The sequence below is a fragment of the Desulfoluna spongiiphila genome (genome assembly GCF_900101345.1).
In the GTDB taxonomy this organism is placed as follows: Bacteria; Desulfobacterota; Desulfobacteria; order Desulfobacterales; family Desulfolunaceae; genus Desulfoluna; species Desulfoluna spongiiphila.
In genome coordinates this window covers 99,044-114,449 of the sequence record NZ_FMUX01000011.1, presented here as the reverse complement: position 1 = coordinate 114,449, position 15,406 = coordinate 99,044, and the positions used below count along the sequence as shown (strand labels likewise).

11 protein-coding genes are annotated in these 15,406 nt (G+C 59.2%); 3 read left to right on the top strand and 8 right to left on the bottom strand.

What is annotated here, in order from left to right; genetic code table 11:
• Positions 1 to 233: 233 nt before the first annotated feature.
• Positions 234 to 623 (top strand): hypothetical protein, encoded by a 390-nt coding sequence (locus BLQ12_RS15455; protein ID WP_092211646.1) that lies wholly within the window; start codon positions 234 to 236, stop codon positions 621 to 623.
• 37 nt (positions 624 to 660) lie between these two features.
• On the opposite strand, the gene BLQ12_RS15450 is transcribed toward BLQ12_RS15455, so the two are convergent.
• From BLQ12_RS15450 to BLQ12_RS15415, 8 genes are all read right to left on the bottom strand, one after another.
• Positions 661 to 1,320 (bottom strand): TetR/AcrR family transcriptional regulator, encoded by a 660-nt coding sequence (locus tag BLQ12_RS15450; protein ID WP_175469849.1) that lies wholly within the window; start codon positions 1,318 to 1,320, stop codon positions 661 to 663.
• Between the two features lie 433 nt (positions 1,321 to 1,753).
• A complete protein-coding gene (locus BLQ12_RS15445) occupies positions 1,754 to 3,544 on the bottom strand; it encodes an acyclic terpene utilization AtuA family protein (RefSeq protein WP_092211642.1) in 1,791 nt (596 codons plus the stop codon).
• A 498-nt stretch (positions 3,545 to 4,042) separates the two neighbouring features.
• Entirely contained in the window at positions 4,043 to 4,822 is a 780-nt protein-coding gene (locus BLQ12_RS15440; RefSeq protein WP_092211640.1) for an enoyl-CoA hydratase/isomerase family protein, read from the bottom strand.
• Positions 4,823 to 5,064: 242 nt separating this feature from the next.
• Positions 5,065 to 5,589 (bottom strand): biotin/lipoyl-containing protein, encoded by a 525-nt coding sequence (locus tag BLQ12_RS15435; protein WP_217640325.1) that lies wholly within the window; start codon positions 5,587 to 5,589, stop codon positions 5,065 to 5,067.
• Between the two features lie 161 nt (positions 5,590 to 5,750).
• On the bottom strand, positions 5,751 to 7,241 hold the full coding sequence (accC, locus tag BLQ12_RS15430; protein ID WP_092211636.1) for an acetyl-CoA carboxylase biotin carboxylase subunit: 1,491 nt from the start codon (positions 7,239 to 7,241) through the stop codon (positions 5,751 to 5,753).
• A 403-nt stretch (positions 7,242 to 7,644) separates the two neighbouring features.
• Positions 7,645 to 9,261, bottom strand: a complete 1,617-nt coding sequence (locus BLQ12_RS15425; RefSeq protein WP_092211634.1) for an acyl-CoA carboxylase subunit beta — start codon at positions 9,259 to 9,261, stop codon at positions 7,645 to 7,647.
• A 540-nt stretch (positions 9,262 to 9,801) separates the two neighbouring features.
• The gene (locus BLQ12_RS15420) at positions 9,802 to 10,839 is read right to left on the bottom strand and encodes an acyl-CoA dehydrogenase family protein (protein ID WP_092211632.1); all 1,038 of its coding nucleotides are present in this window, start codon (positions 10,837 to 10,839) and stop codon (positions 9,802 to 9,804) included.
• A 13-nt stretch (positions 10,840 to 10,852) separates the two neighbouring features.
• On the bottom strand, positions 10,853 to 11,995 hold the full coding sequence (locus BLQ12_RS15415; protein WP_092211631.1) for an acyl-CoA dehydrogenase family protein: 1,143 nt from the start codon (positions 11,993 to 11,995) through the stop codon (positions 10,853 to 10,855).
• A gap of 837 nt (positions 11,996 to 12,832) precedes the next feature.
• Between BLQ12_RS15415 and BLQ12_RS15405 the strand changes: the two genes are divergently transcribed.
• Together BLQ12_RS15405 and BLQ12_RS15400 are read left to right on the top strand one after the other, a co-directional pair.
• Entirely contained in the window at positions 12,833 to 14,482 is a 1,650-nt protein-coding gene (locus tag BLQ12_RS15405; RefSeq protein ID WP_092211627.1) for a BCCT family transporter, read from the top strand.
• A 20-nt stretch (positions 14,483 to 14,502) separates the two neighbouring features.
• On the top strand, positions 14,503 to 15,186 hold the full coding sequence (locus tag BLQ12_RS15400; protein ID WP_092211625.1) for a S1 family peptidase: 684 nt from the start codon (positions 14,503 to 14,505) through the stop codon (positions 15,184 to 15,186).
• Positions 15,187 to 15,406: the final 220 nt, after the last annotated feature.

Genomic DNA, 15,406 nt, shown 5'->3' with positions numbered 1-15,406 from the left:
CAGTCTTACAAGTATCTGTTTTTTTGACTATTTTTATCTGTTTGCTTTTGGGGCTAAATCGTCCTGTTTTTACCAAATAGTGGAACACAACGTGCAAAATCGAATAAGCAAACCCCCCAAGTCGCACGAAACGCGTACCAAAGGTTCAGCCCTCTTTTTTGCATCCGACTCTATCGTTCAAGCGTCCGTTTTAGACATGGGGCATCATGTTCTGCTAAAAACAGGAGTCGGTTATGAAATATTTGATGATATTTATCTGTGTGCTGAGTTTCACGGGGTGTGCGTCTACCTCGGAATGGAAGGTGAACACGGTGGCGATGGAGCGAGAGGTGTCAAAGACTCTCCAGCTTTATCCTTCCCAGACAGACTATCGTATCCTCATCGTTCCGGACAGAAAGGCTGTTACCATGGAACACAAGCGCATTTATGGGCGGGAAACCGATGCACCCGCATTTTATTCTTCCGTGAAAAACCTCATCGTGATCCCGAGGGAGTGTGAAATCCGTATTCTGCGTCATGAAATCGGCCATGCCGTGGTTCGAGCCTATTTTAAAGCCCCGGTTCCCAGTTGGCTCCATGAGGAGTTGGCCCGCAAAGCGGAAGTGTCCGCTCCGGAGTCGTAACGGAGAATGGCTCCCGGATGAAGCTGTCTATCATATCCTAAGGCTTAAGAAACCGCTCCACCCCCGCCACGAGAAACGCCACCGCGTCTTCCCCCACCTTGAGGATATCTGTCTCTCCCTCTTTCCAGAAAAGGTAGTTGTAGGCTACCCGTTCGTAGATACCGACGATACTGACGGCCAATACGTCCGCAGATTCCGGGTTGGTCAGGGGCCGGTCCATGTTTTCAGCCATGAACAAAATCGCTTTTCTTACATCCTCGGTGAGCTGGGTAAAGCCCTTTTTCCTGGCTTTTTCCACGGCCTGGCTGTGGCCCACTGCTTCCCGGAAAAGAAGGGTTACCTTTTCAGGGTGCGGGATGCAAAAGTCCTTGAAAAAGGAGAGCCCTGCCCCCTTGAACCCGTCAAGGGTGCCGTCGGAGAGGCTGAATTCCGAGCCCACGAGTTTTCTGAGTTCGTAGGAGATCTCTTCGGTGAGTCGGATGAGAAGGGCCTCTTTGTTTTTGAAGTAGAAGTAGACCGTGCCCACGGAGACTTCGGCGGCGTTGGCGATTTCGCTGGCGCTGGTCCGGTGAAATCCTTTTGCCACAAAGAGCCTTAAGGCCGCATCAAGAATGGTGCGCTCCCGGTGGGCCTTTTCCCGTTTGCGGCGTACCGTTGAGGGTTTTTCCTGCATGGGGGTGTCTGTGTTTTCCTGCATCAATCTCTCCGAAGTCTGTGTTTCTGGGCAATCCATCCGTATTTCATAGCAAACCCCACAACGCGGGCCAAGGCAAAGAAGGCGGTATCGGCCCATGAGACGTTTTGTGATGCGCTCGGCGCTTCGGGTATGCCGTGGCCCTAGGGTGCGGTTCTCGAAGCGTTAAAAAAAACCGAGAAAGGTCGACTGAAACGGAGCACCGCACCCCGGTGCGGCTTTTGTGGCCGTCGTTACCCGTACCGCACAGGAGTGCGGCACTCCAGGGGACAAGGGGGCTTGGGGGGGTGATATAAATTAGGCCGATGGAGCGCAACTATTCAGCTTGCGTTTGAGCTGAATGGTTACATTAAGGCCCGACGTTTGTTTGAAAGGCGGATGCGATTTTTCCCGAGGACCGAGGGGGAAAGCGCACCCGCAACCTGCTTTTTTTCTTTTATCTTGGGTGGCTGACACACTGTTCTCCCAGCGCCGCCGGCACCTCCATGGGCTGGCACCGGAGGTATTCTCCCAGGGTTTTTGCCTGGGCATCGATGCGGGAGGAGGCGGCCACGCCGTCGCCCAGGAGGCCCCGGATATAAAAATTGACGGCGTTTAAGTTGGGCAGGGACCAGCGGTCCACGGCAAAGGGGGCCAGGTCGGGCAGGAGTTCCTTTAGGCGTGTCGGGGTGAGGGCTTCCTGCAAGAAGTGAAAGGCCTCCGGGGTTTTGGCCCAGACGCCCAGGTTGGCGTTGCCCCCCTTGTCCCCGGAGCGGGTTGCGAACAGGTGCCCCATGGGCAGGGTGACGGTGGCGCCTGCCGCTGGCGTCTTGTCCCCGGGCGTATCCGGGGGCAGGGCACCGGCGCCGCTTCCCTCCACGGGATCCACGAGGAAGGTGGTGCCTTTGATGTGAACGGCTTCGCAAAGGTTGCCTTTGTGGATGAGGGCGGGCCAGTGGATGGTCTCCGGGACGGCCGGTGCCGGAGGGGCCGTGAGGTTGAACCCGGGGATGGAGGAGAGGGCGAGTTCCACCACCTTGGCGGTGAAGGCGCGACCCACTTTTTTTTCGTCCGGGTCCCGCACGGTGATGCGAAGAAGGTTCATGGCCTCCTCCATGCACCGGGGGCACGTGTGGGCGCATCTTAAGAGCTGGGTCTCCACCGAAGCGAATCCGTCCCGCCCGTCGGGGCCGTCAAAGAGCATCTCTTCCACGATGCGAGCCTTTTCGTCCGGGTCAAGGCCCGTGAGAAGAACCGAGATCGTGTTCCGGTACCCTCCGATGGTGTTGATGCACACCTTTGCCGTTGCAGGGGGTGACGTGCCCTTGCACCCCGAGAGCCGCACCCGGTTTTTTCCGTCTTCGGCAACGTGCAGGGTGTCGAACCGGGCCGTGACGTCCGGGTTCAGGTAGGCCGGAGACTCGATTTCATAGAGGAGCTGGGCCGTGACCGTCCCCACGGAGACAAGGCCCCCCGTGCCCTCGTGCTTGGTGATGACCGAAGAGCCGTCTTGATCCATGACGGCCAGGGGAAAACCCACCTTTGTCCAGGAGGGGACCTCTTCGAAATGGGAGTAGTTGCCCCCGGTGGCCTGGGTGCCGCATTCAATGACGTGGCCGGCCGCCACCGCGCCTGCAAGGGCATCCCAGTCGTCCCGCTTCCAGCCGAAATGCCAGGCGCTGGGGCCCGACACAAGGGCTGCGTCGGCAAGGCGTCCCCCGATGACGATGTCCGCCCCCTGGCTTAGGGCTTCGGTAATCCCCCAACCTCCCAAATAGGCGTTGGCCGTGATGGGAAAGACCCCGCCCTCGGACAGGGGCGTGTCCCGGTCAAGGTGGCAAAACGCCTCCCCGCCTTTCTGGAGCCCTGCAAGGTTGGGCATGAGGTCGTCCCCTTCGATGCAGGCAATGATCGGTGAAAGCCCCAATGCAGCCGCCATCTTTTCAAGGGCAGCGCAAAGTCCCTTCGGGTTGAGCCCCCCTGCGTTGGCCACCACGCGGATTCCGCGCTCCAGGCAGGTGCCCATCACCTGCTCCATCTGTTTTAAAAAGGTCCCCGCATACCCCAGGGACGGATCCTTGCGCCGGGCCTTGAAGAGCAGGGCCATGGTCAGCTCCGCCAGGTAATCCCCGGTGAGCACATGGATCTCTCCGTCTTCCACCATCTCCTTCATGGCTGAGAACCGATCCCCGTAAAAACCGCTGCAGTTGGCGATGATCAATTTTTCGCCGGCATGTTCGTGTGGCATGAGGCCTCCTGCTCTGCAAATGCTTCGGGGCTTCGCCCCTGCACATTTGCTTACGGGCTTTGCCCGTGGTGAATGGTAAGGGATTACGCAAAAAACAAATGTACAAATCCCGTATCTGTTCAGCTTATGCCTCCGGTAGCCCTGCCGGGGGGCAAGCTTTTGCCTGATCTCATAAAGACGGTCTAACAAACAGGTCTTTATGGTTCGTTTTGAATGACGTTTGGGTCTTGGTCATCGTTTGTGCTGCGACCTTCAAAAAACCGAGAAAGATCGACAGAAACGGAGCGCCGCACTCCGGTGCGGCTTTTTTTGTCCGTTGTTACCAGTGCCGCACAGGAGTGCGGCGCTCCAGGGGACAAGGGTGTATGAATACCCCCACAGCAAAGATCACGGGCGCAGCCCGTCAGCGAATGTGATCACCCCGAGGAGCGAGGGAGGGGGGAGCATTCGTAACCTGCTTTCGAGGTGGCACACCTCGCCGCCGGAGGCTTTTTTTTATTATGTTCCCGTAAACTCCGGAGCCCTTTTTTCCATAAAGGCCTTGAGGCCTTCGGCTGCGTCTTGTGTGGCGATGACGCGGGTGAGGGCCTGGGCGAGACTGTCAACTGCTTTGTCAAAGGGCAGGGTCTCCACGGATGCGAACGCTTCCTTACCCAGGCGCAGGCCGATGGGGCTCTTGCCTGCCAGAATAGAGAGGAGATCACGGGTCTCGGTCTCAAGGGCCTCTGCGGGGTGGAGCCTTGTGACAAGGCCCATGGACAGGGCTTCGTCGGCTTCGATCATGCGGCCGGTGAGGATCATCTCCATGGCTTTTTTGCGGGGGACGTTTCGGAAGATGAGGGCCCCGATCATCATGGGAAAGAGCCCCACGTTGACCTCCGGGGTGCCGAAGCGGCTCTTGGCATCGGCCAGGACCATGTCGCAGGCGAGCATCAGGCCCATGCCCCCGGCCAGGCAGTACCCTCGGACCATGGCCACCGTGGGCTTTGGAAAGCTGTAAAGTCGGTGGAGAAGCCGGGCGTAGGCCAGGGCCGTGGGCAGGGAGTCCCCGTCGGTCTTGATGGCCGAGCCCAGGTCCGCCCCGGTGCAGAAGGCCCGGGGTCCGGCACCACGGATGAGAACGCACCGTACCGAGGTGTCCGCCTCAGCGGCGTCCAGATGATCGTGGAAGAGAGCAATGGCCTCCGGGCTCAAGGCATTTTTCCGGGCCTCGCGGTTGATGGTGATGCAGGCCGCGGCATCCGTGACCATGTAAAGCAGGTGGGGTGCGTCCGTCATGGCAATCTCCTTTGTTGTGGAAAAAAACGCCTTCTATGGTGAACGTCAATTCAAAACGCAAGCCTCCGGCGGCGAGGTGAGCCACCTCGAAAGCTGATTGCCTTTGCACTTTTTCCTTCGTTCCTCAGGAAAAAGTGCAAGGGCTCGGGCTTTGCCCAACATAAAGGTTAACGATTTATTCGGACAGAGTCGCAAGCTTCGAAGTCGCAGGAACCGTGATCTTAAGATGTTGATTGTCTGGGTTAACCGCCGGTTCCTGTTTTTTCTTCCTCCTGCCCTTTGGGTTCAATGCTCACAAGGATCTCGCCCGGCATCACCTGATCGCCCGGGTTGGTGTTGATGGCCGAAACCATGGCGTCAAAGGGGGCTGCCAGGGTGGTCTCCATCTTCATGGCGGAGAGGGTGACAAGGGGGGTGCCTTTGTCCACATGGTCGCCTGGGGCCACGAGGACGGCCACCACCACCGAGGGCATGGGGGGGGTGACGTCTCCGGGCAGCTCGTCGGGGGCGCTTGGTGTGTGGGCAAGCCGGTCCGCGTCGAGGACATCCATGGAGATGCCGCCTATGGTGACTCGCTTTCCACCTTCGATGGCCTCCACATGGGCGAGGAGGCCCCGGCCGTTGATACACAGGTGGAGTTTTGTCTCATCCACGGGCACGGCCGAGACGCTGTACGGGGTTCCGTCCATTTCGGTGGAGAATCCGTCCTTGTGGGTGGTGCAGGTGAGGGTGGTTTCGGTGTCTCCTGTTTTGCATCGGTAGTCCATGGTCTTCTCCATGTCGGATGAAAGGCGGTTTGGTGACCGTCAGTGATATGCGATGACTTTGTTTGCGGTTACGGGCGAAGCCCGTCAGCGAATGTGATCGGCCTGAGGAACGAAGGCCGGGAGCATTCGCGCCCCTGGGGTGCAGGGGATTTATCCCCTGCTTATATGCGAAAGGCTCCGAGTTGGGTCCAGGGAGACGGTTGGGCGGAGGGGCCTTCGGGCGATGTTGCCTTTGCCTGGCCGAAGAGGTCGTGGGCCACGTAGGCGAGCAGGGCTTCCACCTCCGGGCGGGTCGGGGACCAGTCCGAGAGGGTGGTGTCGATTGTGTCGGTTTTGACTTGACCGTCCCGGAAGGCTTCGGACTCCAGGAGGTCGATGAGAAAGGGCACGGGGCTTGTGATGCCGGTGATGACGGTTTGCTTGAGGGCCCGGACCATGCGTTGGGTGGCGGCCTGCCGGTCCTGGCCGAAGGTGATGAGTTTGGACAGGATGGGGTCGTACTCCATGGGCACGGTCCACCCCTGGTAAACCCCGCTGTCCACACGGACGCCGGGCCCTGAGGGCTCCACCAGGGTCTGGATGGTGCCGGGGGAGGGCATGAAGCCGTTTGCCGGGTCTTCTGCGTAGATGCGGCACTCCACGGCGTGGCCCCGTGGAATGATGTCCTTCTGGGACAAGGCCAAGGGCTCGCCCGCTGCGATGCGGATCTGTTCTCTCACCAGGTCCACGCCGGTGACCATTTCGGTGACGGGATGCTCCACCTGGAGGCGGGTGTTGACCTCCAAAAAGTAAAAGTTCATCTCCTTGTCGACCAGGAATTCAAAGGTACCTGCGTTGGTGTACCCCACGGCTTTGGCCGCGTTGACCGCCGCCATGCCCATGGTGTGCCTGAGCGTGTCATCCACCACCGGGGAGGGGCACTCTTCCACGATTTTCTGGTGGCGGCGCTGGGCCGAACACTCCCGCTCGATGAGGTGAATGGCGTTGCCATGGGTATCGGCCAGGACCTGCACCTCGATGTGGCGGGGCCCTTCCAGGTATTTTTCGATGTAGACCTCACCGCTTCCAAAGGCTGCCAGGGCTTCTCCCGATGCCGAGGTCAGGGCCGCCTCAAGCTCCGAAGGCCGAGCCACCGTGCGCATCCCCTTGCCCCCACCTCCGGCAGCCGCCTTCACCACCACGGGATATCCCATGGCAAGGGTCGCCTTCTCCTGCTCTTCCAGGGAGGCCCCTCCCCCTAAAGTCCCCGGGATGATGGGAAGCCCCTCGGCAGACAGCCTCTTTCTTGCAGCCGTCTTGTCCCCCAGCAGGCGGATCACCCCAGGCTCCGGCCCAATAAAGAGAAACCCTTCGGCCCTGCACCTCTCGGCAAACTCCGCGTTCTCAGCCAGGAACCCGTACCCCGGGTGAACAGCTCCGGCTCCCGTTGCCCGGGTCGCCCCAACAATGGCGTCCATGTTGAGATAGCTCTGCGTTGCCTCGGCAGGCCCGATACACACCGCCTCATCTGCCATGAGCACATGGGCCGCCCTGCGATCCACCTCCGAATACACCGCCACCGTCCCGATTCCCATCTCACGGCAGGTGCGCATAATCCGAACCGCAATCTCCCCTCGATTGGCGATCAACATCTTATCAATGGTCTGAGTCATTTTTGCCTCGTGGTTAACATCGGGTTAAAAAGCGTGCCTCCGGCGGCGAGGTGAGCCACCTCGAAAGCATATTGCCATTGCGCTTCGCCCTTCGTTCCTCAGGGCAAATCGCAATGGCGTTCGCCGCGGGCTGCGCCCGCCTCCAAAGCTGAGGCCTATGTGGGTCTTTTCACAAGTTCCGTGAAGGTGCGGATACGGTGTCGTCACCTTGCCGTAAATCAGATTTGATCTGTGTGCCTTCAGCCATTTTATTTTTTAGGGTCGTTTCTAACATTTTGATCCTCGTTTCCTTTACCCACGGGCGAAACCCGTCAGCGAATGTGATCGACCCGAGGAACGAGGGGCGGGAGCATTCGCCACCCGCTTTCGAGGTGGCACACCTCGCCGCCGGAGGCTTTTCCCCTTACATACGAAATACCCCAAACCCTTCCTTGTCATCGCGCAATGGGGCGTTGAGGGCTGCGGAGATGGAGAGGGCCAGGACGGTGCGGGTGTCTTTGGGGTCGATGATGCCGTCATCCCAGAGGTGGGAGGTGCTGTAGTAGGCGTCTCCTTCCTTTCGGGCGGCGTCCATGACCGGGACCCTGATCTGATCGACCATCTCGTCGGTGAGGGGGGGCTGACCTTCCCGTGCGAGTTGCTCATTCTTAACGGTGACAAGGACGTCAGAGGCCTGCTCTCCGCCCATGACGCCGATTTCGTGGCTGGGCCAGGTCCAGAGGAGGCGGGGGCTGTATGCCCTGCCGCACATGCCGTAGTTGCCGGCGCCGAAGGAGGCGCCCACCATGACGGTGAACTTGGGGACCGAGGCGGTGGCCACGGCGTTGACCATCTTGTGGCCGTCTTTGGTGATGCCCTGGGCTTCGTAGGCTTTGCCGATGATGTAGCCGTTGATGTTCTGGAGGAAGACCAGGGGGATGCCCCGCCGGTCGCAGAGCTGGATGAACTGGGTGGCTTTGAGGGCGCTCTCGGAGAAGAGGATGCCGTTGTTGCCCAGGATGCCCACGGGGTAGCCGTGGATGCGGGCGAAGCCGCACACCAGGGTGGGGCCGTAGAGGGGCTTGAACTCATGGAAGTCACTGCCGTCCACGAGGCGGGCGATGATCTCCCGGACCTCGTAGGGGGTTTTGAGCTCCTGGCTGGCGATGCCGTAGATCTCTTCGGGGTCGTAGAGGGGCTCTTTGGGGGCCTCCATGGGGAGGGGGCATTTTTCGGTTCTGGGGAGCTGCCGGATGGATTCGCGCACCATGGACAGTGCCTGGGCGTCGTTTTCCGCCTGGTAATCGGAGACCCCGGACTCCCGGCAGTGGAGGTCGGCCCCGCCAAGTTCTTCGGCGGTGACCTCCTCCCCTGTGGCGGCCTTGACCAGAGGGGGGCCACCCAGGAAGATGGCCCCGGTGCCCTTCACATGGACCACCTCGTCGCTCATGGCCGGGATGTAGGCAGCCCCGGCCGTGCAGAGGCCCATGACCGAGGTGACTTGGGGGATGCCCATCTTGGACATCATGGCCTGGTTGTAGAAGACCCGGCCCCCGTCGTCGATATCGGGAAACACCTCGGACTGCAACGGCAGAAAGGCTCCGCCCGAGTCGATGAGGTAGACCGTGGGCAGGCGATTCTCCATGGCCACGGCCTGACACCGGAGGGTCTTTTTCACCCCCATGGGGTAGACCGTGCCCCCCTTGATGGTGGGGTCGTTGGCGTGGACCATCACCTCCCGGCCGTGAATCACCCCGATGCCCATGACGCTGCCCGCTCCGTGGACTTTTCCGTCGTACTGCCCGTAGGCGGCCAGGGCCCCCAGCTCCAGAAAGGGCGTGTTGCGATCCAGGAGAAGGTCCAGCCGCTCCCGCACCGAAAGTTTGCCTTGCTGGGCCAGACGGGACCTCGCCTTTTCCGAGCGCGCTTCCCGCGCCTCACCGAGCCGCTGTTTGAGTACCCCCACCCGCTCAGCCATCGCCTCAAAATTCTTCCGGTAGGTGTCAGACTTTGTATCCACCGCAGATCTGATAACAGCCATAAATCCTCCGTATTTAGAATCATGCTTTCTATGGGAACCATAGAGCACAGAGAAAAAATAAAAGCGTGCCTCCGGCGGCGAGGGTGGCGAAGCCTCTATAGCGAAAAACACCTCGGAAGCGGGTTGCAAATGCTCCCGACCTTCGTTCCTCAGGTCGCTCACATTCGCCGATGGGCTGCGCCCGTGGTTTAAAATGGTGTCATGATGACCGTCGTAAAATCGTATCCAACGAATAGTCGACGTTTGTGGCAGCATTTGAAATGTGGGGCTTGGTCATCGTTTGGGCCACCAGGATGTTATTGATGACACCGCCCCAAAAGGTCGACAGCCCGTAGGGTGCACTCTGTGCACCGTGTCCGGGTCACCAAAGGCCTCCATTTTACCGATACGTTCGGGGCATGGCGGGTTTTGATTTTGGTGCACGGAGTGCACCCTACGAATCGGTTCTTTGCAGGTCGCGGCCCAAACGATGATCAAGGCCGAAATGACAATCGGCTTTCAAGGTGGCACACCTTGCCGCCGGAGGCTGTTTTTATACCGTCAATATTTCAGCAGCATATTGCCGATGGCCTCTTTGGCCTGGCCTACGGAGGCGCCTTCCACGCGCAGGGCCTGGATGGTCGCCAGTCGGTCGGCGGGGCCTCCTTTTTCAAAGCCTTGTTCGCCCATGACGGAGAGGGCGGAGGAGACGATCTCTTCGGCGGCGTCGCTGCAGAAGACCCGGGCGCAGTGTGCGGCCATGGCGGCGTCGCTCTCCTCGGTGTTGATGAGGGCTGAGGCGTTGGCGTTCATGAGGCGACTGGTCTGGAGCAGGGTGTACATGGTGGCCAGGGTGAAGCCCACCTCCTGGCGTGCGATGAGGGGCTTGCCGCCGTCGGGTTTGGTTTTGGCCGCTTTTTTGGCCTGCTCGAAGAGGGCGGCCGCGTGGCCGGTGGCTTCGGAGGCCTGGAGCTGGGTTTTCAGGAGGGTGAGCAGGGTGGGGATGGGGGCGCTTGGATCGGGTACGGCCACGTGGGTGTGGGCAAGGCTTGCGCCGTAGGCCGTTAAGGTAAACAGGCCGGTGGCCCCCTGGGTGAGGGTGATATCCGGGGTCCCTTGCTCGATGATAAAAAGGGCAGGGGCTTTGTCCACGGTCCCGGCGGCGAGGATGAGATCGGCTGAGTCGGCGCCGGGGATTCCCGTTAAGGTGCCGGAGATGAGGGTTTCGGTGCCGTGGGCTTTTCCGGTGAGCCCCGGGTCGCCCTGGACCGTCTCAAAGGCTGCGGTGGCAAGGGTTTCTCCTTTTTGGACGGGCTCCACCCAGGCAGCCTGCCAGGAGTCCGGTCCGAACCGTTCCATGAGGGGGGCTGCAATGCGCAGGCCGTATTCAATGGTGCGGTAGGCTGCGGGCTTCCATTGGGCCAGGCGCTCCTGGGCGCCGGGCAGGGCGTTTGAGAGGCCGGGGGCGTCCAGGGTCGTGTAGCCGGTGTCCGACAGCAGTGTGATCAAGGGCTTCGGGTGCTCATCGGGGTTGGTGCCGAGGATGGTTTCAAGGGAGAGAAACAGGTCGCGTTCTTCCCGGGTGTGGTCGAAATTCATGGGCTGGTCCCCCCTATATCATTTTGGAGATGATCATTTTCTGGACATCGGAGGTGCCGCCGCCGATGGGGGCGAGGCGTCCGTCCCGGAACATGCGTTCCACGCCGTATTCGTGGCAGTAGCCGTAGCCGCCGTGGAGCAGGAGGGCGTCGTTGCTGGGGCCGAGGAGCCAGTCCCCCACAAAGAGCTTGGCCACGGCGGCCTCCAGGTGGTTGACAGGCTTGCCCTGGCCTTTGCACCAGGCGATGCGGTAGACGAGGAGCTTTGCCGCTTCGGCGAAGATCTTTATGGAGGCGAGTTTTTCTTTGGTGGCGTAGAATGTTCCGATGGGGCGGCCGAACTGTTCCCGGCCTTTGGCGTAGGCCACGGACCGGGCCAGGGCGTGGTTGATTCCCCCCACCATGGGAGAGAGCAGGGCGCTCCGGTCCCACTCCACGGTCTGCATGGCCATGAGAAAGCCCGTGCCTTCTTCGCCGACGAGGTTTTTTGCCGGGATGGCACAGTCGGAGAAGAAGAGTTCCGAGGTCTGGGAACTTCTGCAGCCCAGTTTGTTCATGGGGGGACCCGACTCAAAGCCTGGGGTTCCTTTTTCCACGATAAAGGCGGAGATGCCGTCGTGGGCTTTTTCCGGGTCGGTTTTGGCGTAGATGAGTGCCACGTCGGCGATGGGGCCGTTGGTGATGAAGGTTTTGCTGCCGTTCAACACGTACGTGTCGCCTTGTTTGATGGCCGTGGTTTTCATGGAGGCGACATCGGAGCCGGCGCTGGGTTCGGTGAGCCCCATGCAGCCGATTTTTTCTCCGGAGATGAGGTCCGGCAGGTAGGTTTGCCTTTGGGCCTCGGTGCCGTGGCAGAAGAGGGTGTCGGCGCAGAGGAAGGAGTGGGCACCGTAGGAGAGGGTGAGGCCTCCGTCCACACCTGCTTCGCCCAGGGCTTCTCCGGCCAGTACCGTGGTAACCACGTCGGCCTCGGCCCCCCCGTAGGCTTCCGGGAGGTGGAGGCCCAGGAGGCCAAACTCTCCCATTTTGCGGAAGGCTTCAAAGTCGAAGGTGTGGTTGCGGTCGTTTTCTTCCACTCGGGGGAGGATCTCTTTCCGGGCGAACCGGATCACCTCTTTTTTGAACATCAGTTGGTCTTTGGTAAACGCGAATTCCATAAGGCCTCCAAGGGTGGGGTGGGTGGTCCCGGCGATCAGGCAGGGCCGGGCGGGAAGCTTGGATGAAACGCAATTCCAAAATTGAATGCTATTCAGAATAAAAATATAATTCATTTTAAATGTCAAGGAAAGAGTGTGTCCACCCCGGGCAAGGCTTGAATATTACCGGGTGGTTATCCCGGGGGCGGCCCTGGGCCACGTGGGCATGAATGTCCATCTAATATTAGGAATGCTCCTGTTTTAAATGTCCAGTTGTGCGAAAATTTAAATTTGTGAAACAGTGGGTTATGGGTGGTACGAGAACCCCTTGATGGGCGTATGTCTTTAGAATGGTGCGGGAACGGGGCGCTGTTAGCATCATAATTACAAGGGTTTTAAAGTCGGTATATTTATGTTAGCCTGTTCCGGTTTTTGCGAGATGACTGACTTTGTTGCGCTTTTTAGATGCGACAAGGTTTTGAAAAGTTATTTGAAAACAAATTGTTGCTTTATTGCTTTCTTAGTATTTTAAATTTCGGGTAGTCTGCTGCTCGTGTAAGGTATGAAGTGAGTGATCATCCCGCATGTTTTCTCGGCCCCCGGCGAGGTTGTCCTTGTGCCGTGGGGCGGATTCCGGTTGTTCCGGAGAGGCGAGAAGGATCTGCAGGCATATTTTGCATGGGGCCCGTACGGCAGCTTTCCGGCGGCAACACCCGAAGAAATCAGGACTATGAGCCTGGTTTCTTCGGGTGTGCTGCAGGGCTTCATGATGTTTCAACGGCCCGTGTCACACGGGTCGACGGTCAGGCTTTCCATCGCCACTTCGGGTTGTCTTGAAACTCTCAGTGGATTTTTTTTATGACAGACAGTGAGTTAAGCTCCCAGGACCCCTCCGCTCCCTCTTCGGAGCCTTCGGGTGCGTCCCCCCGTTTCGATGTCCATCCCCAGGTATTTTTCACCTCGGCCGCCATTATCGTTGGCTTTGTGGTGTTCACCATCTTTTTTCATCAGAAGGTCGGCGATTTTTTTGGTCCGCTCCAGGCCGCTATTTCGTCCAACGCCGGCTGGTTCTTTGTCTGGACCATGAACATCATTCTCTTTTTTGCACTCTACCTGATGTTCAGCCGATACGGCGACATCCGCCTGGGAGGGGAAGACGCCGAGCCGGACTTCAGCACCATGAGCTGGTTTGCCATGCTTTTTTCAGCGGGCATGGGCATCGGCCTTCTCTTTTACGGGGTGGCAGAGCCCATGTATCACTTCGGCGCCAGCCCGTTTCCTGCGGCGGGGAACACGGAAGCGGCCCGAACCGCCATGGCCATTACGTTTCTCCATTGGGGATTCCATCCCTGGGCGGTGTACTCCATCGTGGGGCTGGCCCTGGCCTTTTTCAGCTTCAACAAGGGGCTTCCCCTGTCCATTCGTGCGGTGTTTTATCCCCTTCTCGGTGAGCGAATCCACGGCTTCTGGGGCAATGTCATAGACATCCTGGCCACGGTGGCCACCCTTTTCGGTGTGGCCACGTCCCTTGGGTTCGGGGTGCAGCAGATAAACGCCGGGCTGGCACACCTCTTCGGGTGGGAGCAGAGCGCCACCACCCAGCTTTGGCTCATCGCAGGGATCACGGCCATTGCCACGACCTCCGTGGTCAAAGGTCTGGACTCGGGTATTCGAAGGCTCTCGGAACTTAACGTCTGGCTGGCCACGGGGCTGCTGCTGTTTGTCCTGGTGTGCGGGCCCACCCTCTTTATTTTCAACGGCCTGCTCGAAAACATCGGATCCTATATCCAGGAATTCCCCAGGCTGGCCACCTGGAGCGAAACCTTTGAGAACACCAACTGGCAGAACGGCTGGACCGTGTTTTACTGGGGGTGGTGGATTGCCTGGTCTCCTTTTGTGGGGATGTTTATTGCCCGGGTGTCCAAGGGGCGTACCGTTCGGGAGTTTATCATGGGCGTCCTCTGCGTCCCGGCCTTTGTCACCTTTGTCTGGCTGACGGTGTTCGGCAACTCCGCGCTGTTCATCGAGATGTTCGGCGGCGGCGGTATCGCCGAGGTTGTGGCCAAGAACGTACCGGTCTCTTTGTTTGTGCTTCTTGAGAATTTTCCTTTTTCCAACGTTTCCTGCCTGCTGGGGATTCTGGTGGTGGTGAGCTTTTTTGTCACGTCTTCGGACTCCGGTTCCATGGTTATCGACATCATTACCGCCGGCGGCAACCCGGATCCTCCCATTCCCCAGCGCCTTTTCTGGGCTGTCCTGGAAGGGGTGGTGGCTGCGACCCTGCTTCTCTGCGGCGGCCTGGCCGCCCTGCAGTCCGCGGTGATCACCACGGGGCTGCCCTTTGGTGTTGTGTTGATCATCATGTGTGTGAGCCTGAAAAAAGGGCTCAATGAGTACATAGGGATTCAGACCTTCAGCGTAAAAACAGGGAAAAAGAAAACCGAAGAGTTTGAGATTGAAGGGGCCGAGGCGCCCCATGTGATTTTTGGACGCAAGAAAAGCGCCTGATCTGCAAAGGAGGACATGAGATGCTACAGGATGTGAGTCAGAAATTTGCAGGCGGGTGCATGATGCTGGTGCGGAAGAAAGAGAGCGCCGTGGTGTTCCTCGGAACAGCCTTTCTCATGCACGATGACGGGTATTTGCTTACGGCATCCCATCTTATCGGAGACGATCCCGAAGGGTTGATGGTGGTTCCCACAAGCAACCCGGACGATTTCATGCCCATCAGCCTGGACCGGGTATCGGCCATGAGCGTCACCGTCTCGGCCGTGGACACGGTCCACAACGCCGCGTTGCTCGAAATCGACCGAAACCTGCGTATCCGGACCCCGGATCACTTGGGAGGGACTACGGCGAACCTGAGCATGGGGACCAGCCTGCTCAGCCTGGGCTTTCCCTTCGGGCACGACGAAATGCACAACCTCGTGGCCCAGAGTGCAATTTTAAGTTCCAAGGTGCGGTCCAGAAACGGGACACGGCTTTTGCTCTTCGACGCCATGGTCTACGACGGCGTGGCCGGTGGCCCCCTGGTCAATGCCGATGACGGCCGGGTCGTCGGCGTGGTCATCGGGCGTTTTTCCCCGGTTGAAGACGGGGGGGATTTTGCCCGGGGCAGTAGGCTTTCCGGGTACGATACCCAGATCAGCTATGCCGTCTCCATTGAGTACGGCCTTGCGCTGATGGAGCAACAGGGGCTTGACGTGGCCTGATCCCCATTTTAGTCATACGATGTAATGAGAAACGCCTTCGGTGAACGCCGAAGGCGTTTTTTTTGTGCGAAGGGACACGCGAGCTGTAACGGCATTTCGTCGCGTTTTATCATCGGTCCTTTGCCGGGATGTTCCCGGGGCAGCGCTGTCGGGGGATCTGAGGGGGCGGGCATAGTTCGTTGAAATTCAGGTGTGTTCTGATTTTTTCGCCCTTTTAAAG